Genomic DNA, 20,964 nt, shown 5'->3' with positions numbered 1-20,964 from the left:
AAGCCTTAAGTGAAGTGGCGAAAAACCAGCAAACTGACCCGCTTGAAGTCTTAGATAACCTAAAAAACTTCCTTGGACAAATCGAAAAAGGCAGTAAAGAAAAAGCTGATGCCTTTAAACAAGCCTTAATGATTTTATCTGCACCAAACTCAATTGCTGTGAGTAGTCAGGAAGATGTTCATCTTTCAGCAGATGGACAGATCAGCCAAAGTGCAGGCGATAGCATCAACCTTAGCAGTCAAAAATCCTTGATTGCCCATGCACAAAGCAAGATCAGTCTATTTGCAGCACAAGAAGGTTTACGCGCGTATGCAGGCAAAGGCAAAGTTGAAATCCAAGCCCAAGGAGATGGGGCGGATCTGATTGCACGAAAAGGTATTCAAATTATTTCCACGGAAGATAAAGTTGAAATCAAAGCGAGCAAAAAAATCGTGCTGACAGCTGGTGGTAGCCAGATTGAGATTAGTAGTGCCGGTGTATTTCCAACTACTGCAGGGAAGTTTGAGGTGAAGGCGGGGCAGCATAATTTTAAACAGGGTGCAAAAGTAAATAAGCCGCTTCCATTTTTGCCTGAAAAAGAAAAGCAAAAATATGGCGTATGGTTTGATGTGATGGATCATCAAGGAAAGAAACTTGCTTCAGGTACGGAATATATTATTTACGATGAAACAGACAAAGAAGTTGAACGTGGAAAATTAGATAAATCCGGTCTTGTTAGGTTAGAAACTGAAGAATTAAATAAACAATATAAAATACATGTGGTGATGTGATGGGATTAGAAGAACAAGCCTATGCTGACTTAGTTAGGACAACTATGGGAAATGTAAACCCTACACCACCTGTAGTTCCTGTTCAGCTGGTGGTATATACACATAGTTATACCGCATTTATTGGTGGAGCATCTGATAAGTACTCTTTTGCTCCTAACGATCTGCCTATTAATATAGGAGGTAGAGGCTTAGGACCTAATAGATTTGTTGGTGAATATTTTGATGAGTTTGATTTATCACAAAAGAAGAAATTTAAAAATGCGACGATTGAATATTACGGGTATGAGGAAGCATATACTGGCATGAAAGCTGGAGGGAAAAAATTAGATGCATTTGACAATATTAAGAAATTCTTAGAAAAAAACCCGAATACTCAGGTAAATATTATTGGACATAGTTTAGGTGGATGGAACGCAGCTGGCCTAGCAGCTGAACTAGTGAAGAAAAAGATATGTAAAGTTAATTTACTTATAACAATTGATCCTGTTGGAACTTTATTATCGTATAGTGCATTAACTCCAGTAAGAGCTCGAATCTATTTTAGAGAGCCTTCACCTAATTGTAATTATTGGATAAGTGTAACATGCGAGCCAAAGTCGTATGATAGTAACGATGCTGTTGCAGATTCAGGAGGGCAGTGGAGGGATAAACCCAGAGAGAGAGCAAATGTTTTTTATTCTACAAAATATAGTCATGCTGAATTTAAGGAAATGATGAAAGAAAAAATATTTATGGGCCAGTCTGCTGAAGATATGATGTTCACTCAATTGAAGAAAATAAAATGAAAAAAAAATACATTTTGGGTTTTGTTGTATTTATTTTGGGTTGCCAAAATGCTAATCATCAAAGCTTAGATAGAAAAATTACTGTTAATCCTTCTCTTAAATTAAGCTACAGTATTATCGGTTCAGAAGAAAAACCTGCATTAGCAGTTACAGGAAATTTAATAAGTTCAGTTTCATTAAAAGAAGTTTTGATAAAAGAACAATTCGACTTTGCACGTATTGAGTGTGACAAGTTGAATGAGTTCAAACCTTATGCGTATTTAAAAGTAAAAGATGAAAAAAGAAAGAAGAATACTTTTCAATCGGATTTTTTGTTGAAAATATGTCCGGAAGATGATGCTAATAGTGAGCATTGTGTTAAAAATATTGAAGATTTTAGGAATAGAATAAAAACAAATTTAAGTTGTGAAGTCGTTTTTGGTGGAATGACTAAATCAAAAATAATTATTTCAAATCGATTTAAAATCGATAAGAATCAAATATTAAATGCAGAGGAGTATGCATTGGAATAAGCATATTCTTATGGAGTAGAAGCTAGAATTAGAATATTTATTATTAGATTATGAATTTTTGGTACTCAAATATTATTTATAATTTAACTATTCAAATTTGACGAATTCTAACTTTGAATAAATTATTTTAACTGAGAATAAACCCGCCTAAGCGGGTTTATTTTTATCTCAAGAGAGATTACATATTCGGATAGTTAGGACCACCACCACCTTCAGGTGTTACCCAAGTAATGTTTTGTGATGGATCTTTAATATCACACGTCTTACAGTGTACGCAGTTTGCTGCGTTAATTTGGAAACGTTTAGAACCGTCATTCTCTTCCATAATTTCATAAACACCAGCAGGGCAATAGCGCTGAGCAGGCTCATCCCATTTTGGTAAGTTCACATTTACAGGAATAGACGCATCTGTCAGTTTCAAGTGCGCAGGTTGGTTTTCTTCATGAACGGTATTCGATACAAATACTGAAGACAAACGGTCAAATGTAATTTTACCATCTGGTTTTGGATAATTCGGTTTGAAGTTCGCAGCATCGACAGTTTTTAAAGCACTGAAATCTGGCTGTAAGTCATGTAGTGTAAATGGCACTTTAAAGATGTTTTGATCAACAAAGTTGAACGCACCACCCATCCATTGACCAAACTTATGCATAGCAGGGCCAAAGTTACGAGAGTTATATAACTCTTCTTTCAACCAACTGTTGTTAAACTTGTCAGTATACGCAGTTAACTCTTTAGTGAAGAAGTCTTCACCTTCAGTCACACGTGCAATGGCAAGGTCACCACCTTTTTCCACACCCGCAGCAATCGCTTCAAATACAGCTTCACCGCACAGCATGCCTGATTTCATTGCTGTATGAGAGCCTTTGATTTTCGCAAAGTTTAGGAAGCCTGCGTCATCACCAATTAAGCTACCACCTGGGAAAGTGAATTTAGGTAAAGAGTTGAAGCCACCTTTTACAACCGCACGTGCGCCATAAGAAATACGTTTGCCACCCTCAAGATATTGCTTGATCAGTGGATGTGTTTTCCAACGCTGCATTTCCATAAATGGATACATGTGTGGATTGGTATATGATAAGTCAACGATCATGCCCAAAGTCACTTGGTTGTTTTCAGCGTGGTATAACCACCAACCGCCTGAAGAACCTGTTTCACTTAAAGGCCAACCTGCACCGTGCATCACCAAACCTGGCTTGTGTTTTGCAGGATCGATTTCCCAAAGTTCTTTAATACCAATACCGTAATGTTGCGGATCAGCATCTTTATCTAAGTTGAACTGAGCAATCAGACGTTTACCCAAGTGACCACGACAGCCTTCAGCAAATAATGTGTATTTCGCATGCAGTTCATAGCCAGGGGTAAAGTTGTGCGTTGGTTCGCCATCTTTACCAATGCCCATGTCACCAGTCTGAATACCTTTCACAGTACCATCTTCATGGTAAAGGATTTCAGACGCGGCAAAGCCTGGGAAAATAGACACTTCTAATTCTTCAGCTTTAGCGCCCAACCAACGAACCACGTTACCTAACGAAATAACATAGTTGCCATCGTTATGCATGGTTTTAGGCACCATCCAATGCGGTGCTTCTTGTGATTTTTCATCAGACAATAAGAAGAAGGTTTTATCTTCAGTCACAGGCACATTTAACGGTGCGCCTTGTTCTTTCCAATCTGGGAACAATTCATTCATCGCGCGGGGTTCAAGCACAGCACCCGATAGAATATGCGCACCCACTTCGGAGCCCTTTTCCACGACACAAACGGACAGATCGTTTAGGTTATTTTCAATTGCAAGTTGACGAATTTTAATCGCAGCAGATAGGCCGGCAGGACCTGCACCGACGATAACTACGTCAAACTCCATCGATTCACGTTCGATGTGTTCCATGTAGGACTCCTCATATTTCGGAAGGTGGCATCCATTCAATTCATTTAAATGGTGCTGCCATGAGTGTTCTTAATGCCCAGACACAATTTTTCTATCGTGTCTTTGATATTGTGGGCTAGTATAGTTTTAAACCGAGTTCTAGCCAATTGGCTGAATCATATTATTTTTCCGTCACTAAGGTATTTATTAGGCGGATGAAGCAGCAATTGAACGAAAACCCGACGAAAAAATTCATTAATAGGGATGATAGAAATTTAATGAACATTGCACAATACTTAAAAGATGGACAGACCGGTCACAAAAGGTCAATCCCTCCATTAGATCAATGGCATCCAAAGCATTGTGGTGCAATGGATTTGAAGGTTTTAGCCAATGGAGAATGGTGGCACGATGGTCAATTGATCAAGCGGCAAGCACTCATAGATCTGTTCTCAACCGTGCTTTGGAAAGAAGATGGGAAATTCTATTTAAAAACCCCTGTGGAACAAATTGAAATACAGGTGGAAGATGAGCCTTTATTTGTTAATCAAGTCGATACGCTTGAGCTAGAAAACAAGCGCTATATCCAGTTTACGACCACAACACAAGACGTGATTGTTGTGGATGATGAACATCCTATTTTTATGCGTGAATATCAGGGTGAACTACGTCCTTATGTGCATGTTCGTTTTGGTATAAATGCCTTAATTCAACGTGCAGCTTTTTTTCATTTAGTCGAGATGGGTGAGCTGCTTGAAAATGAGCAAGGGGAGTCCATTTTAGTGTTACAAAGTGGTGATTTGCACTTGCAATTAGGCACCTGAGGTTTAAGCTTTCCACCTTGTCATTCTGAATCTAAATTAAAGTGACCCTATGACCGCCATTCATCCCATTTACCCCTTAAATGTACCCATGCCAAAAGCGACTGCTGATGCGCCTATTGGGGTATTTGACTCAGGTATTGGTGGTTTATCTGTTGCGTTGGAAATTGCACGTTATTTACCGAATGAACGCATTGTGTATTATGCCGATACTGCACATGTACCCTATGGCCCGCGTCAAGATCAGGATATCCGTGAATTGACTGCACATGCCATAGAGTGGTTATACCGTCAGGGGTGTAAAGTCGCGGTAGTGGCATGCAATACGGCATCGGCATTTAGTTTAGATTATTTGCGTGAACATTATGGGGAGAACTTCCCCATTATTGGTTTAGTTCCTGCGTTAAAGCCTGCCGTTCTGCAAACAAAAAGTAAAACAGTGGCTGTTCTTGCAACACCTGCGACATTTCGTGGAAAGTTGATTAAAGATGTGATGCATCGTTTTGCTGAGCCGGCAGGGGTCAATGTTCTGACTGTTACCAGTTTGGAATTAGTACCCTTTGTAGAAGCAGGTGCGCAGATGAGTGAGGCTTGTCTTAACACATTAACTGATGTTTTACAGCCAGTTGTAAATCAAGGTGCAGATTTTTTAGTGCTTGGATGTACACATTACCCCTTTCTAAAATCGGCAATTCAGTATATTTTTGGTCAGAAGCTGACATTAATTGACTCAGGTTTTGCAGTTGCACGACAAACAGCCCGAATTTTGATTAAAAATGAGTTATTATTTGATCAGAAAAGAGAAAATTGTTTGCGTATAGAGTGCTATGTCAGTGGCAATAATGCGGAAAATTTAAAACCGGTTGTGGCGCGCCTGATTCAAGATGATATTTCTTGGAACATTGCCAACATTGGACTTATAAGTTCAGAAGACTAAATCAGTCATTTTGGACAACGTTAAATGAAAAAATTAGTTTTATATTGGGGTAGTCATGTCGCATTTTCCAGCTAAGATCAATTCGATGCTGAGTGCGTTATGCAGCGGGAGAGGATCACTAATGCTCGATAAGCGTTATCAAGTATTCATTTCCACATCTGGTAGCGAAATGCAGCCAGAACGGATTATTTTGGCTCAGACGCTTGTGGGAATGGGGTTTTTCTCATGGGGGCTAGAACAACGCACACCATTGAGCACTGCTTTTGCACGTCGTCAAATTGACGATTGTGACTATGTGATGATTTTATTGGGTAGTCAATACGGTGAGCAGTCTGTGTCTGGTGTGGGCTATATGCACCTTGAATACATCTATGCGGTGACCAAGCAAAAACCTGTCATTGTGTTTATGCATGATGATCCAGATTCACGTGATGATGCGTTACATGATGCTAAACCTGAACTTCGTGAAAAATTTAAAGAATTTAGAAAACTATTACAAAATGAAGTTGATCAAGTTTTTACCTATCGTAGTTTGCGTGATTTAGAAATGGCAGTTCGATTGAACATGCCACAAATGCTAGAACGCTATCCTGTTACAGGTTGGGTGCGACCACAGAATACTCAAGCTTTACATGATGAAATTGATCGTTTAAAAGCCCAGTTAGTTCAACTCGAAACAGAGTCTGGAAAACGCGAAGTTGATCCATTCCTATCTTTACCAAAAGTGTCGATGCATGAACTATTTTCATTTGAATACCGCATGCACGCTTATCAAGATGGTAATTTCAAAGAATTAAAAGTACAGAAGAAAATGACGTGGGCGCAGCTCTTGTCGATTTTAGGCGCAACCTTTGTTAATCCAACCCCTGAAGAATTCTTCTCTAAACGAATGAATGAGTTTTTGAATGAAACAGGTTTGGATGATGCACGTATTGAGATGCCACGTGCACATGCGGTTGCGCGGGCACAAGTGAATATTCGTGCTTTACACAGCATTAAAAGCCAGATGCGGCAGAATGACTGGATTGTGCCCAATGGCCGAGATGATCGTCAGCGGATGTTGTGGCAAGTGACCAGTAAAGGTCAAAAATTGCTAGAAAGTAATTTGCTTGATAATGATCGAGTTTTTCAATTTAAATCTGCATATTAATCTATTTTATTAAATAGATAAAAAGCTGCTACATTAGCGTCATTGAAATTGATGGAATAAGCGTAATGTTGCCTGCCGAAAAAGCTAAAGTCACCATTATTCTGGCGAATCTAGGTACGCCTGATGCGCCAACTGTGCCCGCAGTGCGTCGTTTTCTGCAACAGTTTTTGTCGGATCAGCGGGTGATTGAAATCCCGAAACCGATTTGGCAAATCATTCTACGTTTGTTTATTTTGCCATTTCGCCCTAAACGTGTTGCACATGCTTATGACATGGTTTGGGGTAATGATTCGCCCATGCGTGAAATTTTATTTGAGCAAGTTGCCGCAGTAAAACAGCATCTCACAGCAAAATATCCAGAATTTGAACTGAATGTGATTCCGGCCATGACTTATGGTAATCCAGGGATTTCTACCGCTTTAGCGCAATTGGCTGAGCAGCCACAAGACCACATCGTCCTGTTTCCACTATTCCCACAATATTCAGCAACATCGACTGCACCGCTATATGATGCGATCGCACAATGGATTCCGCAGCAGCGTAATTTACCGGGTCTGAGCATTATTCGTGACTATTACCAGCATCCTGTGTTTATACAGGCCTTGGCGCAAAGTGTGCGTGATTATCAAGCTAAACATGGTGTGCCAGATAAATTATTGATGTCATTCCACGGTATTCCACAGCCTTATGCCGATAAAGGTGATCCCTATGCAGATCGTTGCCGTGTGACTGGGCATTTGGTTGCAAAAGCCTTGGGTTTAACTGCTGAACAGTATGAAATTAGTTTCCAATCGCGTTTTGGTAAGCAAGAGTGGGTGAAGCCTTATACTGATGCCACCTTGGAAGCATGGGGCAAACAAGGCGTGAAATCGGTACAGGTCATGAGCCCAGCATTTTCAGCGGATTGTTTGGAAACGCTAGAAGAGTTGGCGCTGCAAAATGCTGAAATTTTCCAAGCAGCAGGCGGTGGCGAATATGGTTATATTCCCGCATTAAATGCGCGGGATGATCATGTTGGATTGCTCAATTTGTTACTTCAAGCTAATCTTGATGCCTTAAAGCAAACATTAGCCCATTAACGCCTTGAGGTTGTCGCCCTATGTTGCAAGTTAAAATCGTGCCCGTCACGGCATTTCAACAAAACTGTTCCATTGTTTGGGACTCTGAGTCGAAAGAAGCGGTCTTGATTGATGCAGGGGGAGAGCCTGAAAAATTAAAAGCTGAAGTTGAAGCGCTTGGTTTAACGGTCAAAGCCTTGTGGTTGACGCATGGCCATTTAGACCATGCGGGTGCGGTTGGGGCATTAACCCAAGCATGGAATGTTCCGGTGATTGGCCCGCATAAAGAAGATGCATTTTGGTTGGACATGATTCAGGAAGTTTCTGCGAAATATGGTTTCCCGATCCCTGAAAATGTCCATGTGACTCAATGGTTGGAAGGCGGCGAAACCTTGAAGCTGGGTGCAGAAGAGTTTGAAGTGCGTTTTGCACCGGGGCATACACCGGGTCATGTCATGTTCTATAACGCAAAATATGCTGTGCTTTGGACGGGTGATGTGTTATTTAAAGGCTCGATAGGCCGTACTGACTTTCCGCGTGGTAACCATCAACAATTACTCGACTCCATTCAGCGTGAATGTTTTAGCTTGCCAGATGACACCCAGTTTATTTCAGGGCACGGTCCAATGAGTACCATTGGCTATGAAAAGCAGCACAATCCTTTTGTTGCGGGTAAAGCTGGTTAAGCAACAAGATAGAGAAAATTGAATTAACAAAAAAAGGAATCCAAACGGATTCCTTTTTTATTTACCCAAATAATAGGTTTATGCACTTGAGTCCTTAGAATTGGTCTTCTTCACGGCCGCCATCAGCCTGAGGTGCATCTTGTGTCGGCAGACGATATTCGTCATTGGCCCAAGCACCAAGATCAATCAATTTGCAGCGATCTGAGCAGAATGGGCGGTATTCATTGTCTTCCCATGTGGTGAGTTTGCCACAGCGAGGGCAGTTCATGGTGGTTGGCATGGGGCAACTCCAGCGAAAATGGATGATTCAATTAGGCAAAAACAGTCGCAGTTGTTAGACTTATGCGGTTCTGTTTAGTTTGATCTGTTTATGCCTATTCGTCAATTTCAAGCGCAGCGTATGCATGCTCCCCGTGATTTTCAGTCCATTCAGCCAACTCCAATTTGTGTGGAAATTGGTGCAGGCAAAGGAAAACACGCCTTACTATTCACTGCACAACATCCTAAATTTCAGCTGATCGCAGTAGAGCGTACCCGTGAAAAATTTGTTGCGATGCAAAAACAGCATCAAATTGAAGGGCAGCAAAATCTTAGCCCTGTTCATGCAGATGCGATTCCTTGGGTTGTACATGCCTTACATCCTGCGCAAGTACAGCAATTCTTTATTCTGTATCCCAACCCTGAACCGCATAATCCTGCACAGCGCTGGTTAAATATGCCATTTTTTGAATTTCTATTGTCGCGTTTGCAGCCGGGTGGTCAGATTACCTTGGCCAGTAATATTCCTGAATATATTGAGGAAGCACAGCAGCAGTTAATCGATGTTTGGAAGCTACCTTTTGTCAAAGAACGCATTGCAGAGACTTCAGCACGCACGCATTTTGAAATTAAATATCTAGAACGCGGTGAACTCTGTCAGCAGCTAATCATTACCAAGCCTGTAGATTACACCACACGTTTTGATGATTTTCAGCCACTACAAGGCAAGCAACCCACCGAAGCATCTGCGGAATAATTGGGCATGACTCAGCGTATTGCAATCATTGGGGCAGGTCCTGCGGGATTGATGGCGGCGGAAGTGCTTAGCCAATTTGACTATGACATTCATGTTTATGAGCAAAAACCATCGGCAGCCCGTAAATTTTTAATGGCGGGTAAGACGGGGCTGAATATTTCGCATGCAGAACCCGTTGAACAATTTGTGCAGCGCTATGATCAAGTGGAATGGCTGAGTCCATGGGTTAAGCAGTGGGATGCAGCATGGATTCAACAATGGATGAAGGGGTTGGGCATTGAAACCTATATTGGTTCATCGGGTCGGGTCTTTCCTATTGAAATGAAAGCTGCGCCTTTGCTGCGTGCCTGGTTAAAACGTCTCAGTCTCGACGGGGTTCAGTTTCATTATCGACATCAAGTTTTGGACTTACAGTCCAATCAGCTGACAATTCAAAACCTTGTTGATGGATCAAATCAAGCGCTTGGCTTTGATGCGATTATTATGGCATGTGGGGCTGTGTCTTGGTCACGTTTAGGCAGTGATGGTGCATGGCAAAAATGGCTGCAGCCTGAGAGCATTGAAACTTTTCAGGCCAGTAATGCCGGTGTGGAACGCGATTGGTCAAAGTTCATGCAGCCCGTGTTTGGACAGCCTTTAAAGCGGGTCAATGCATGGGTCGATCAAGCCGAGCCGACCCAAGGCGATATCATCATTTCACACTATGGACTGGAAAGTGGATTGATCTACAAACAAGGTCGTGCTTTACGTCAACAGGTGAAATCTGCTCAGCCCATGCAGCTGACTTTGGACTTATTGCCAGATCAAAGTGTTGAGCAATTGGCAAAGAAACTACAGCCTTCGAAGAAGCAGTCTTTAACCAATGTTTGGCGTAAAGCCGGTTTAGATGTGGCGAAAGCTGCACTGGTCCGTGAACTGGTGGATAAATCTTTGTGGCATGAACCTGCCTTACTTGCTGCGAAAATTAAACACTTAAATATTCAACTTGACGGATTTCGCCCGATAGATGAGGCGATTAGCTGCGCGGGTGGTGTGAAGCGTTCAGTCCTAAATGATGGCTTACAATTGAAGCGTAATCCTTTTGTATTTGTCTGCGGAGAAATGTTGGATTGGGATGCGCCTACAGGAGGCTATTTGCTAACAGCATGCCTTGCAACCGGTCGAGCAGCGGGTGAAGGGGTTCAAAACTATCTGGTTTCTTTGCAGAGCTAAGCGCTTCAAATTGTCACAATCTTGCTGAGGAGTTGTGATATTTTGAGATGAAATTCTTCTAAGAAAGACCACTATGCGCGTACAAGAACAATATACCGGAAGCTGCTTGTGTGGAGCGGTTTGTTATGAGATCAATGGTCCGATTGGTGAGATCGTACAATGTCATTGTTCTCGGTGTAGAAAAGCCAATGGTACAGCATTTGCGACCAATGCCCCGATTGCCAAAGCAGATTTTAAAATTGTGGCCGGCGAGCAGTTTCTGAAACAGTATGCGTCTACGGCCACCACGCAGCGCTGTTTTTGTAGTGAGTGTGGTTCGCCGATCATCAGTATTAAGGCTGAAACGCCGGATTATTACCGCCTACGTATAGGTACCTTAGATACGCCTCTGACGCAGAAACCGACCTGTCATATCTTTGTCGCATCCAAAGCAGAATGGGATGATATTACAGGTGATTTACCGCAATATGCTGAACGACCATAGTGCAAATCAAGATTGAGCAATCACTTCAAGGGCATGGATGTGCCCTTGAAGTTGAGTTTATGTTGTGTCTTTAAGCTCGTGTCGCCCTCTCATTCATCCACATTGAATTTGGGTGAATAGATTGCAAAGGGTTGGAAGATTAAGGCTGTCGAGTTTTTTGTAGTTCAGGATATTGTTCCTGCCAATGTCCCAATTGTTCTTGAGCATGAATAAACTGACCGAGACCTTTGACACTATCACTAGGATTTTTTAACTCGCCATCGGCTGCTTGATTTTTCTCACGATAAATTTGTGATTGATTGTCCCAGTACTGATACATCAAGCCTTGAATATAACGGCCTTGCTCAGTTTTCATTTCGAGTTCTTTGAGCATATTCAGTGCTGACTGGATGTTGTCACGCTTACGCTGTGTAGCAAATTCATCGGTGAGTTTGCCTTCCTCACGCAGTTTCATCAGCTCATCTTCCATCTCATCGCTAATTTGACTAAAGCTCTCGTCATATTGCGTCAGAAGCGTTAAGTCGTGTAGATCATCTGGGGTCTTGGCAAAGTTTTTAATAGGATCACTACTCAGCTCTTTCATGATTTGATCGTCGGAACTGATTTCACTATTTTGTTCCACCGTTTTTGATGATTTTTCACATGCAGTGAGTCCTAAGACTGTACCCATGAGGAAGATGACACTGAGTTTTTTTAAAGAGATTGGCATGAGCATAATCGTGTCCTAATGTGTTTTTCTAAAGATATAGACATGCGTGATATAGGGGAAATCAATGAAATCCTGCGCAGTCTTTTGGGTTGATTCAGCCACGATATTTTCAAATTGTTGTTTCAGTTTTTGTTGTTCATCCGGGTTTAACGCTGCAATAAAACTGGTGGACAATAATCGTTTGGAAACCACGTGTTCCACTGTACCATGATGCAATTGTTGAAAGGTGGTTTCGGCAATTAATTTGAACACTTGCTGCTGCTCAAACACTTTTTGCCATTGCCCACTATGATAACGTGGTGTGTCACCTTCGAGTTCACTCAAGACATCAGCGAGTTGTTTGACCCAATTGACTTGGATATCACGCTGGTTCCAAATCAAAACAAGATCACCATTGGGAACTAAGATACGACTGATTTCATTGAGGGTTTCAGGGGTGGCAAACCAATGAAAAGATTGGGCACAAAATACCGCTGCTACAGAATGATCATGCAGTGGAATCTGATCACTTTGGGCGGCTAAAGTTGCAATATGCGGATGTTTTTTCTGCAATTGTTGCAGCATTTCATGCACAGGTTCGATCGCGGTGATATTTTCACTGAGTGGGCGAATATACTCGAGAAATTTGCCTGTACCTGCGCCTAAGTCCACCAGATGGGATTGAGGGGCTAAAGCTAAATGTTGTTGTAGCCACGCACTGATTTCAATCGGGTAGTCAGGACGGGCTTGTTGATAGAGTTCAGCTGCAGAGCTAAAGCCTTGTTGTGCGGCAGGATGTATTGAATGTGTCATATTCTGCACTTTTTAATCTGTATGACCTCTATAAAATAGCATATTCGGAACAAGATAAACTTTGAATGCAACAAGGAAGGAAAAGCGTGACGCAACAAGGACTGGAGCAAAGTACAATGGAAAAGCACATCATTTTTGAAGATGATCAAATTCGTGTCATTTTTCAGCCTGGCAGTTCTCGTGAGCTTATTTTCTCCTTCGGTGATTTGATTACCCGCGCCAAGGGCTTGAGCATTAATGCTGAGAAGTCTTTGCAAAAATATGATTTTAATGTGATCGGTGTGATGCCGAAACAAAAATCGTGGTTTCCAGCATCATCAATGCAACCGATGTATCAAGCCATCAAGCCGATCCTTGAACAATTTGATCTGCGTATTGCCTATGGTGGTTCCATGGGTGGCTATGCAGCCATTAAGTATGCCAATTTATTTGGATTCCAGCGCGTGGTGAGTATGGTGCCACAGTTCTCCATAGACCCTGAAGACATTGTCGATACACGCTATGGCATGTTCTTTCAACCTAATCTGCATGCCAATATGCGAGTACTTGCTGAAGATGTATCGACTACACGCGAATATATCGTGGTGTATGATCCTTATTGTCCAGAAGATCGCGCTCACTTTGAAAAACTACAGGCTTTAATTCCGCATGTGCATGTGTTGCATCTGCCGTTTACAGGGCATGATGCCATTGCGGTATTGGCGAGTTCAGAACTGTTAAATGATTTCTTGAGACATCCATTTGATGCGCCGTATTTTTATCAAAAAATGCGTCGGGTTAAGAAAAACAGTAAATTCTACTATCGAAAAGTCATCGAAAATTTACTGACACGTCATCGTGATGCCTTGGGTGAAATTTTAAAAAGCAATTCGTTTCAGCTTGACCCTCAGTTTTTTGATGCCAAACAAAAACAAACCTTATTACGGGTATTGTTTAATAACAAACAAGTCAGTGAGCAAGATCTGCAAAAGTTGGGGATCACGACCTTTTTGCCACAGGAAAATCGTAGCCTACTACTCGACCAGTTTGAACATGGTTTAGTGTTTAATGTGATTAGCCAAAAAATTGAAAGCTATGCAGCCGGTGTGATTGCGCTGAACCATAAGTTTTTGATTCCTTTACAGCCAAAAGGCACAGGTCTAGTTTACGTCCAAGTCCAAGATGAGCGTTACATGGTGGTGATGAATGACCGTCAGGTAATGAAATTAGTCTTAGCACAAGATGAACTTGCGACAGGTATGCACCCTCTTTTAATGCAGAAATATGTGGGCTATTACACGCTGAACTATAAAGAACTGCGTTTGAGTAGCGATGAATTTGGTCAAGTCTTCTTTGTCGAAAACCCCGATGCGTCTTGCCAGTTCGTGGTGCAGCCCGAACAGATTTAAGCTCGACATTGGGTTGAAAATCCAAAGCTTGCTAATTTGTAGGAAGAGATTATGATGAGAGAAAGGCAGTATAAAAAACAATCATACTGCCCAAAACATCATAAGGAATATGAGGGGTATCAGTATGCATTCAACACAGATGCTTGCTGTATTATTCATCTTAGTGCTAACCATGGGTTCAGCCTATGCACAGGGGGTTAGTTCAAGCATACTGATTTTTAGCAGCAGTATGTTGTTACTTACGATACTAACCATTTATGTCATACTCAAAATTCGAAATTCACTGCAACATCATCTCGATAAACCCGCGAAATAGCGGGTTTTTTATATGCTGTTCGATTGCACTTTGGTGCATCACAGGTTTTAATCATTCACAATCGAATCTTTATAATCGGCCAGAAGGGAAGCAGCCATGAAAGCGGTATTTCTAGATTATCAGTCTCTAGATAAACAGGACTTAGATTTTAGCGGACTAGAAGTACAGTTTGATGACTTGACGCTCTATCCCGCAACAATGGCTGCAGAGGTTGCTCAGCGCATACAAGGGGCTGATGTGATTATCAGCAATAAAGTACACATCAATGCTGAGCACATGCAGCTCAATCCGCAATTAAAACTGATCTTAATTTCTGCCACTGGCACCAATAACGTTGACCTTGTACACGCACAGCAACAAGGCATCGTGGTGTGTAATTGCCAAGCTTATGGCACCGCTGCGGTTGCACAGCATACCTTGATGTTAATGTTGAACTTGGCGACATCATTTCGACAGTATGATCGGGCGGTTCAACAGGGAAATTGGCAAAAAGCGGATCAGTTCTGCTTACTGGATTTTCCAATTATTGAGTTGGCTGGTAAGACTTTGGGGATTGTCGGCTATGGCGAATTGGGGCAAGCCGTGGCACATTTAGCTAAAGCTTTTGGTATGAAAATTATGATTGGTGGACTACCGAATCGCCCCATGGCGGCTGAACGAGTGGCCTTTTCTGAGATGTTAGCGCAGGTCGATTTTCTGAGTTTGCATTGTCCTTTAACAAATGATACTCGTGATTTACTCAATCATGAAAGCTTGGCTCAAATGAAAGCATCGGCCTTTGTGATCAATTGCGCACGAGGTGGTGTTGTCAATGAAACTGCATTAGCCGAGGCATTAAAATTAGGGACGATCGCAGGCGCAGCAACCGATGTCTTGACGGTTGAGCCACCCAAGCAGGGTAATGTGCTGCTCGACCCAAGTATTCCAAATTTAATTATTACCCCACATAGTGCATGGGGAAGCGTCGATGCGCGACAACGCATTGTGCAGCAATTGGTGGAAAATGTAGAAGCCTTTAAAGCGGGGATGGTCATTCGGCAGGTGAATTAAAACGAGTTTAAGGAACCTTATTTTTGAACAAAGCTCTATATAAATAGGGATGTCTATGCAGGTCGATCTTGCCAATAAAAAAAGTTTAAGATTATTTTGCATGCTGATTCTCTTTACCGCATGCATCTCTTGGGCATGGTACAGTTATGTACTAAATATCAGTGAAAATTATTTATTCCAGAACCCCGATTTTGAAGTTCATAAATTTATGCCGACCTTACAAGTTGTGCTGGTTTCGGTATTTTTTATTGCGCATTTCGTCTTAGCACTTATTGATTTTTTAAATCGCTATTGGTATTGGGGACTATGGCTGGTTGTAGTACCTATTATTGTGGGACAGGTCTATTTTTCTGTCTTTGGATTGGTTGCTCATATTGATCATTTATCAGTCTGGGTTGACTATCCATTTTGCCTGTTGATGCTTATTCAAATCTGTACAGCATCGTTTGTACGTAGGCGATATCTCAAACCTGCTCCTTAATGCTTAATTTAATAGCTAAATTTGAGTTGATGAAATTCACCTATTCGCTAGGTAGATCTTAGAGAATATGTAAAGGAAGCTTCTAGCAATTTTTCAAAAATTTAGCATTGAAATGATTTTTGATCCGCTCAAATTCAAGTTCAGTCTTGATACTGTTTGGCATCATGATTCGTAAATAACTTTTTTCGAGTTTAAAAGGCTCTTTGGTATTGGGTACAGGATTAAAGCCACCATTTGGGTAGATCAAATTTGTCTCATAAGCACGTAAAATCTGATCATTGTGAAAATAGAAACTTGTTAGGGATTGATTGGATTCTCCAAAAAGATAAAGATTAATTTTGCATTGACCATCGAGTTGATACAGTGTCGCTTCATTGCCTTCAGTCGATTTGTATTCTTCGTCATCTAGCATCTCTAAGGTTTGTAATAATTTACCTTCGGCATCATGATTATATTGGTATGAATCGTACAATTGGGGAAAAATAGTTTGCAACTGTGGATAACTTTTCAACAATTGTGGAAAACGTTGTAAGCCAATCACAGAGCTAACACAGAGCAGAATGCCAAGCAAAATACCAAATAAAATTCGCATTTTTTTCTCATTAATTCATTGTTTTTATAGGCATAGGCCAAAGACTAAAAGTATTTAATTTTGGTTTTAAAAAAGCCCAACCAAAGTTGAGCTTTTAAATGTAGTGTTAAATTATAAATCAGTCACAGGATAGGTTGTAGACGTCGAACTCGAAGGATAGCTACTTTGAGGATATTGATTGTTATTTTGCCCTGCATTGTTGCTCGGAGCCGTATTGATTGTATTGCCTGAAGACGGTTCACTCAACGACTGTTGGCTAATGGGCGCAAGTTGGCTAGTTTTACCTGTAATATTTTCACGGGTTTGTTTCAATTTTTCATTTACGTTTTGAGTGGCTTGCTGTGCGCCCTGATCAACCTGTTGCACTGTATTTTGAGTAGCAGTTTTCGTATTGTCCCAAGCTTGGTCAACCGAAGGCTTAATTTTAGAAATTCCGCGTTCAGTCATTTCACCAATATTTTTAGCAGCACCGACCACGCCTTCTTGGGCTTTATAGGCCCAAACATGTAATAAATTTGGATTATCGCCATAAGGGCTCACAGGCTTTTTCGTTTGTTGCTCAATACTTTGCGCTGCTGTGTTTTCTTGTGCCCAAAGCACGGGTGTCGTGAATATTAAGCTTAGGCATAACGTTGCTTTTAATGAAATCTTCACAGCTTCACCTCTGAATTTTATAGATTTTCTATCTGATGAATGGTTTTAACGCATTATAGGAAAAATTGCAGCGAAAAAAACCTGCCGTAGCAAAATCAATACAGCAAATGAGAGCTTTGTACACTTTTGTATTTTGCCTAGGGTAAAAAAAAGGCCCACTGAAGGGTGAGCCTACTCTCTGGAGGAGAGGGTATGAAAGCCAGTTTATTTATTTGTGAGCACCTAAGCTGGCTTCATGTGAGCTATGGACTTCAGCTTGTGCGACAGGCGTTTGCAACTGTACATTGCTACTGCCACTCACATTGGCTTCTTGACCTTTTTGGAAATTCGCTTTGGTTTGTTGCCATTTTTCACTGGCAAATTGGCGACCTTCCTGAGCTTTTTCACCTAAATAACTCTTGGTTTGATTAACTTTGTTGTCGACATTGCTTTTACGTTCATCGAGTTTTGCTTTGTCTTTTGCAGCTTTTTCATCGAGCTGTGCTTTACGCTCATCAAGCTTAGCTTTATTTTGCTCAGCTTTGGCATCGATCTTGGCTTTCGCTGCATCTGATTTTTCATCTTTAGACTGTTTTAGGTCAGCCCATTTATTTTTAGCATCTTGCTTTTTGTCTGCACTGAATTCTTTGGTGTCTTGCCATTTTTCTTGGGTGAAGGTTTTGGTCTTATCGACGCCTTTCTCAATTTTGTCACCCGCTGTATGCGCAGACTGATTAATGTCTTGTTTTAGATTTTGCAGTACAGACGGTTGCTGTGTTTCAACTTTCGCATTGGCTTCTACTGCGGTGTTCGCAAATAGTGGAGTGGTTGCGAATAATGCTGCGGTGATCAGTGTTGTTTTAAATAAAGGTTTCATCTTTGCATTTGTCCTCTTTTATTGAACGCTGCTGTTGCACTCAGCATTAGCGCTTTTGGAGCAGAGGACATCTTAAGAGTAAAAAAAAGCAAAAAGTGGTTTTGTGCGATAAGTCACACAATGCGATAACAGCTCAGATACGCGGAAGTTTGAAGTGTGGAAACTTGGTTAAGTTAATGCAGTATTGTAATTTTATGAAAATACAGTGGCTTATGTGTGTTTTGCGCGTTGCTGTGGTGTGGTTCTAGTTACGATTTTCATGATTAAAAATTATGGGTTTGAACAGATTATGGTTCAAGATTCAACGAAAAATGAAACCATACCTCCATTTTGGAGATATGGTTTTTATTATTTATTCACATTGTGTAAGCGCATCTTTTGCAAAATGACCGCGTAATGCAAGGAAGTTCTTTTGTACATCCGCCGCATTTAAATCAAAATTGTGCGCTGAACTTGTACCATCTTTGGCAAAGGTTGCTGTACCACCTGAAATAAGGGTTAAGCCTTTAAATGACCACTGTTCAACCGATTTTGCTTCTTCTAAATTGCCTGTAAATTCAATCACGCATTTATCTACAAATTTAGTCAGTTTTGCTTTGTTATCTGTGGTATCTGGGTAGACATCAATGTTTTGAACTTCTTGTAATACACCTGTTTCAAGTTGTGGAATCGTTGGTGCAGATGTACATGCAGAAAGTGTTAGACCCGCAAGACCAGTCAAAAGGAATGCTTTCAATTTCATAAGTTTCATTCTTGTTGAGTGTTGTTGGATTGAGTATATGAAATATATAGAGATATGCCTATAGCCTTAACAAAAGCCTTTGTATTATTTGATGGTTAAATAATTCAGAAAGCTTTTGCTAAATAACTAATATAATCTGATATAAATATTACTTATCAAACCATTCATAGATCTCCTGTATCCAATCAGGTATTTCATGATCATGTAATTTAGCTAATTCAATATAACTTTTTGAGAATTTATACTTAATTCCATCTTCTTTGAAGAAGTTCTTGATTTCTTTTTTGTGATGAGGTGGCAAGAGATAACACCATGCAGAACAATATTGTTTATAAAATTGAGCTTCTTCAAGAAAGTCCATCTTGTATTCATCTTTAAATAACTTAAGAGTTTTAGAGTAAATATCACCATTTAATACATCTTCAATAACTGTTGGAGATGTCATTTTATTATCATCGATTTTGACTAAATGAGTATTAAATTCAGTCTCTGAGTTTGCAAGTCGTTTACAACGTAAATTTTTATGTTGGTCATCATTTTTAACAGGGAAGCTAACTAATTGTTCATCAGTATCTGTTAATAAAAATATTTTACCTTTAATCTCAGTTTTAAAATCATCATATGCTGTTGATATATAATTGTATAATTGTTTTATTGCTGATGCCGAACCAACTGGAATAATTCTTAAATTTTTAGTTTTGACTAAATCATTTAGGTAGTAATTTAAATATACTTTATCTGAAGAGCCTTCACATATTAACCAGTTATATGGTTCTTCATTGGTTGAGCTAGTAATAATAGATTGAACTAAATCATTTGTACTCTTAAGTCTAATATTGGATGGAAAACTACCCTTAGAACTTGCGGTAAGTGATTTAATTTGCTCTTTATAGTGATAAAGATTTACTAAGTCTGCAGTATGCGAATCATCATTTGCTTTTGTGATTACTGTTGAATTTCCGTTAGAAATTATAGGTAAAAAACCATACCAATGAGTAGTAAATAATAATTGATGACAATTTGAACTCATATTGTGAAGTTGATTAAAAACCTCATAACATGATGACATATGTAAAGATGATTCTGGTTCATCTATTGCTAGAATTACGTTTTGCTTATTGGCATTTCTTTTCTCTAAAAGGTTTTCTGCGATATCCAATAAGGCTTTTTGCTTTTCACCTGAACTTAATTTATGAATTTCTAACCAATCATTATTCTCTTTTTTGCAAAGTTTTCTAATATTGAAAAATGCTTGAATTACAAGATTATATAGTTGTTGTGCTTTTAAATTTTGTTGGCGTTGTCCAGAAGTTCTATATGTATATTCAACTAAATCATTTGATAAACTATCAATATAGCTATTCAATTTTTGATTTATCTCTTTAATATTTGCAACAGTAATAAGTTTTTCTAACTCATCATATAAATTTTCACCCATTAGTTTTTGGATTTCGTTTGTTTCAAGTTGAGTAAAAGTTTCAGTATTAATTTCTCTCGGAATATAGATATATTCGAAATGATCTTGGATTTTTTTATATATTTTACCTAGTATTTCGTTATAGAGTACTAAAACATTATCATCTTGTATCTCTTCAGTTGTATAGTAAATATTTATTCTATGAAAAATTGATAAATTTATATTTGAAAAAAAGTCTTTTCCAAGGGCAATTAAAAAATATTCCTCAGTATCAGTGTATTTTAATAAACTATCTCGATGTTCTAAAAACTTTTTAAGCTGAGAAATATTAGGTCTAGGTACATCTGTTTTGTCATTAGCCTGCATTAAAAAATCATGCATAGTCTGAAGTATTACAGCTTCTTCCGTGGAAAACAGTGATTTTTTTAATAAAAAAATAGGTACTAAATGTGGTAAATTTTTTGGATCGGGTGTTTGTTTATATGAAAGATTCGGATTAATAGGACGATCATTAAAGAAACTATCTAATGCTTCTAAAATCGAGCTTTTACCTGCACCATTGTCACCTAGTAATCCACAAAATTTTTCACCATCACTAATTGGAATGTAGGTTATTTTTCTATAAGTTTTAACATTCCTTAAGAACATCCCAATAATCATTTCTTTT

At 39.8% G+C, this 20,964-nt stretch carries 23 protein-coding genes; 14 read left to right on the top strand and 9 right to left on the bottom strand.

Features of this window, described 5'->3' with window-relative positions; all coding sequences use genetic code 11:
• From FTT92_RS08020 to FTT92_RS08010, 3 genes are all read left to right on the top strand, one after another.
• The coding region (locus FTT92_RS08020; RefSeq protein WP_180171810.1) for a DUF2345 domain-containing protein at positions 1-770 on the top strand (770 nt) is incomplete at its 5' end.
• On the top strand, positions 770-1,555 hold the full coding sequence (locus FTT92_RS08015; RefSeq protein WP_180171809.1) for a lipase family protein: 786 nt from the start codon (positions 770-772) through the stop codon (positions 1,553-1,555). The genes FTT92_RS08020 and FTT92_RS08015, both read left to right, overlap by 1 nt.
• Entirely contained in the window at positions 1,552-2,067 is a 516-nt protein-coding gene (locus tag FTT92_RS08010) for a hypothetical protein (protein ID WP_078192806.1), read from the top strand. Before FTT92_RS08015 ends, FTT92_RS08010 begins: the two co-directional genes overlap by 4 nt.
• Before the next feature lie 178 nt (positions 2,068-2,245).
• Here FTT92_RS08010 and FTT92_RS08005 read toward each other — a convergent pair whose 3' ends face one another.
• Positions 2,246-3,958: an electron transfer flavoprotein-ubiquinone oxidoreductase gene (locus FTT92_RS08005; protein ID WP_180026642.1), complete on the bottom strand. Its 1,713-nt coding sequence runs from the start codon at positions 3,956-3,958 to the stop codon at positions 2,246-2,248.
• Positions 3,959-4,152: 194 nt separating this feature from the next.
• Here FTT92_RS08005 and FTT92_RS08000 point away from each other — a divergent pair, with 194 nt between their 5' ends.
• The 5 genes from FTT92_RS08000 (at position 4,153) to FTT92_RS07980 (ending at position 8,589) form a co-directional block, all read left to right on the top strand.
• Positions 4,153-4,761 carry a DUF1285 domain-containing protein gene (locus tag FTT92_RS08000; protein ID WP_180121959.1) on the top strand — a complete coding sequence of 203 codons (609 nt, stop codon included), beginning with the start codon at positions 4,153-4,155 and terminating at the stop codon, positions 4,759-4,761.
• Between the two features lie 49 nt (positions 4,762-4,810).
• Positions 4,811-5,695, top strand: coding sequence for a glutamate racemase (gene murI, locus FTT92_RS07995; protein WP_180121961.1), 885 nt, complete (start codon positions 4,811-4,813; stop codon positions 5,693-5,695).
• 121 nt (positions 5,696-5,816) lie between these two features.
• Positions 5,817-6,845 carry a DUF4062 domain-containing protein gene (locus FTT92_RS07990; RefSeq protein WP_067764038.1) on the top strand — a complete coding sequence of 343 codons (1,029 nt, stop codon included), beginning with the start codon at positions 5,817-5,819 and terminating at the stop codon, positions 6,843-6,845.
• A gap of 65 nt (positions 6,846-6,910) precedes the next feature.
• Positions 6,911-7,924: a ferrochelatase gene (gene hemH, locus FTT92_RS07985; protein ID WP_180171808.1), complete on the top strand. Its 1,014-nt coding sequence runs from the start codon at positions 6,911-6,913 to the stop codon at positions 7,922-7,924.
• Between the two features lie 20 nt (positions 7,925-7,944).
• The gene (locus FTT92_RS07980) at positions 7,945-8,589 is read left to right on the top strand and encodes an MBL fold metallo-hydrolase (RefSeq protein WP_078189772.1); all 645 of its coding nucleotides are present in this window, start codon (positions 7,945-7,947) and stop codon (positions 8,587-8,589) included.
• A 94-nt stretch (positions 8,590-8,683) separates the two neighbouring features.
• Here the strand turns inward: FTT92_RS07980 and FTT92_RS07975 are convergent, their stop codons facing one another.
• The gene (locus tag FTT92_RS07975) at positions 8,684-8,869 is read right to left on the bottom strand and encodes a DNA gyrase inhibitor YacG (protein WP_067764029.1); all 186 of its coding nucleotides are present in this window, start codon (positions 8,867-8,869) and stop codon (positions 8,684-8,686) included.
• 84 nt (positions 8,870-8,953) lie between these two features.
• Here FTT92_RS07975 and FTT92_RS07970 point away from each other — a divergent pair, with 84 nt between their 5' ends.
• From FTT92_RS07970 to FTT92_RS07960, 3 genes are all read left to right on the top strand, one after another.
• Positions 8,954-9,604 (top strand): SAM-dependent methyltransferase, encoded by a 651-nt coding sequence (locus FTT92_RS07970; RefSeq protein ID WP_180171821.1) that lies wholly within the window; start codon positions 8,954-8,956, stop codon positions 9,602-9,604.
• 6 nt (positions 9,605-9,610) lie between these two features.
• Positions 9,611-10,816, top strand: a complete 1,206-nt coding sequence (locus FTT92_RS07965) for a TIGR03862 family flavoprotein (protein ID WP_180171807.1) — start codon at positions 9,611-9,613, stop codon at positions 10,814-10,816.
• Positions 10,817-10,889: 73 nt separating this feature from the next.
• A complete protein-coding gene (locus tag FTT92_RS07960) occupies positions 10,890-11,300 on the top strand; it encodes a GFA family protein (RefSeq protein WP_180171806.1) in 411 nt (136 codons plus the stop codon).
• 139 nt (positions 11,301-11,439) lie between these two features.
• Here FTT92_RS07960 and FTT92_RS07955 read toward each other — a convergent pair whose 3' ends face one another.
• Positions 11,440-12,009 carry a hypothetical protein gene (locus FTT92_RS07955; protein WP_180171820.1) on the bottom strand — a complete coding sequence of 190 codons (570 nt, stop codon included), beginning with the start codon at positions 12,007-12,009 and terminating at the stop codon, positions 11,440-11,442.
• A gap of 15 nt (positions 12,010-12,024) precedes the next feature.
• A complete protein-coding gene (locus tag FTT92_RS07950; protein ID WP_180171805.1) occupies positions 12,025-12,801 on the bottom strand; it encodes a class I SAM-dependent methyltransferase in 777 nt (258 codons plus the stop codon).
• A gap of 116 nt (positions 12,802-12,917) precedes the next feature.
• On the opposite strand from FTT92_RS07950, the gene FTT92_RS07945 reads away from it, so the two are divergent.
• The 3 genes from FTT92_RS07945 (at position 12,918) to FTT92_RS07935 (ending at position 16,036) form a co-directional block, all read left to right on the top strand.
• Entirely contained in the window at positions 12,918-14,189 is a 1,272-nt protein-coding gene (locus FTT92_RS07945; RefSeq protein ID WP_180171819.1) for an alpha/beta fold hydrolase, read from the top strand.
• Positions 14,190-14,601: 412 nt separating this feature from the next.
• Complete coding sequence (locus FTT92_RS07940) at positions 14,602-15,555, top strand: 2-hydroxyacid dehydrogenase (protein ID WP_180171804.1); 954 nt, start codon at positions 14,602-14,604, stop codon at positions 15,553-15,555.
• 100 nt (positions 15,556-15,655) lie between these two features.
• The gene (locus tag FTT92_RS07935; protein WP_180056281.1) at positions 15,656-16,036 is read left to right on the top strand and encodes a hypothetical protein; all 381 of its coding nucleotides are present in this window, start codon (positions 15,656-15,658) and stop codon (positions 16,034-16,036) included.
• Positions 16,037-16,118: 82 nt separating this feature from the next.
• Here the strand turns inward: FTT92_RS07935 and FTT92_RS07930 are convergent, their stop codons facing one another.
• The 5 genes from FTT92_RS07930 to FTT92_RS07910 form a co-directional block, all read right to left on the bottom strand.
• The gene (locus tag FTT92_RS07930; RefSeq protein ID WP_180171803.1) at positions 16,119-16,628 is read right to left on the bottom strand and encodes a hypothetical protein; all 510 of its coding nucleotides are present in this window, start codon (positions 16,626-16,628) and stop codon (positions 16,119-16,121) included.
• 111 nt (positions 16,629-16,739) lie between these two features.
• Positions 16,740-17,282, bottom strand: coding sequence for a hypothetical protein (locus FTT92_RS07925; protein ID WP_373684105.1), 543 nt, complete (start codon positions 17,280-17,282; stop codon positions 16,740-16,742).
• Between the two features lie 208 nt (positions 17,283-17,490).
• On the bottom strand, positions 17,491-18,138 hold the full coding sequence (locus FTT92_RS07920) for a hypothetical protein (RefSeq protein WP_180171802.1): 648 nt from the start codon (positions 18,136-18,138) through the stop codon (positions 17,491-17,493).
• A 352-nt stretch (positions 18,139-18,490) separates the two neighbouring features.
• On the bottom strand, positions 18,491-18,880 hold the full coding sequence (locus FTT92_RS07915; RefSeq protein ID WP_078189759.1) for a hypothetical protein: 390 nt from the start codon (positions 18,878-18,880) through the stop codon (positions 18,491-18,493).
• A 148-nt stretch (positions 18,881-19,028) separates the two neighbouring features.
• On the bottom strand, positions 19,029-20,957 hold the full coding sequence (locus FTT92_RS07910; protein WP_168377939.1) for an AAA family ATPase: 1,929 nt from the start codon (positions 20,955-20,957) through the stop codon (positions 19,029-19,031).
• Between the last annotated feature and the right edge of the window lie 7 nt (positions 20,958-20,964).

It is taken from the genome of Acinetobacter sp. YH12023 (assembly GCF_013420135.1).
Classification (GTDB): Bacteria; Pseudomonadota; Gammaproteobacteria; order Pseudomonadales; family Moraxellaceae; genus Acinetobacter; species Acinetobacter amyesii.
The sequence above is the reverse complement of the archived record's forward strand: the minus strand, read 5'-3'. Positions and strand labels throughout refer to the sequence as shown.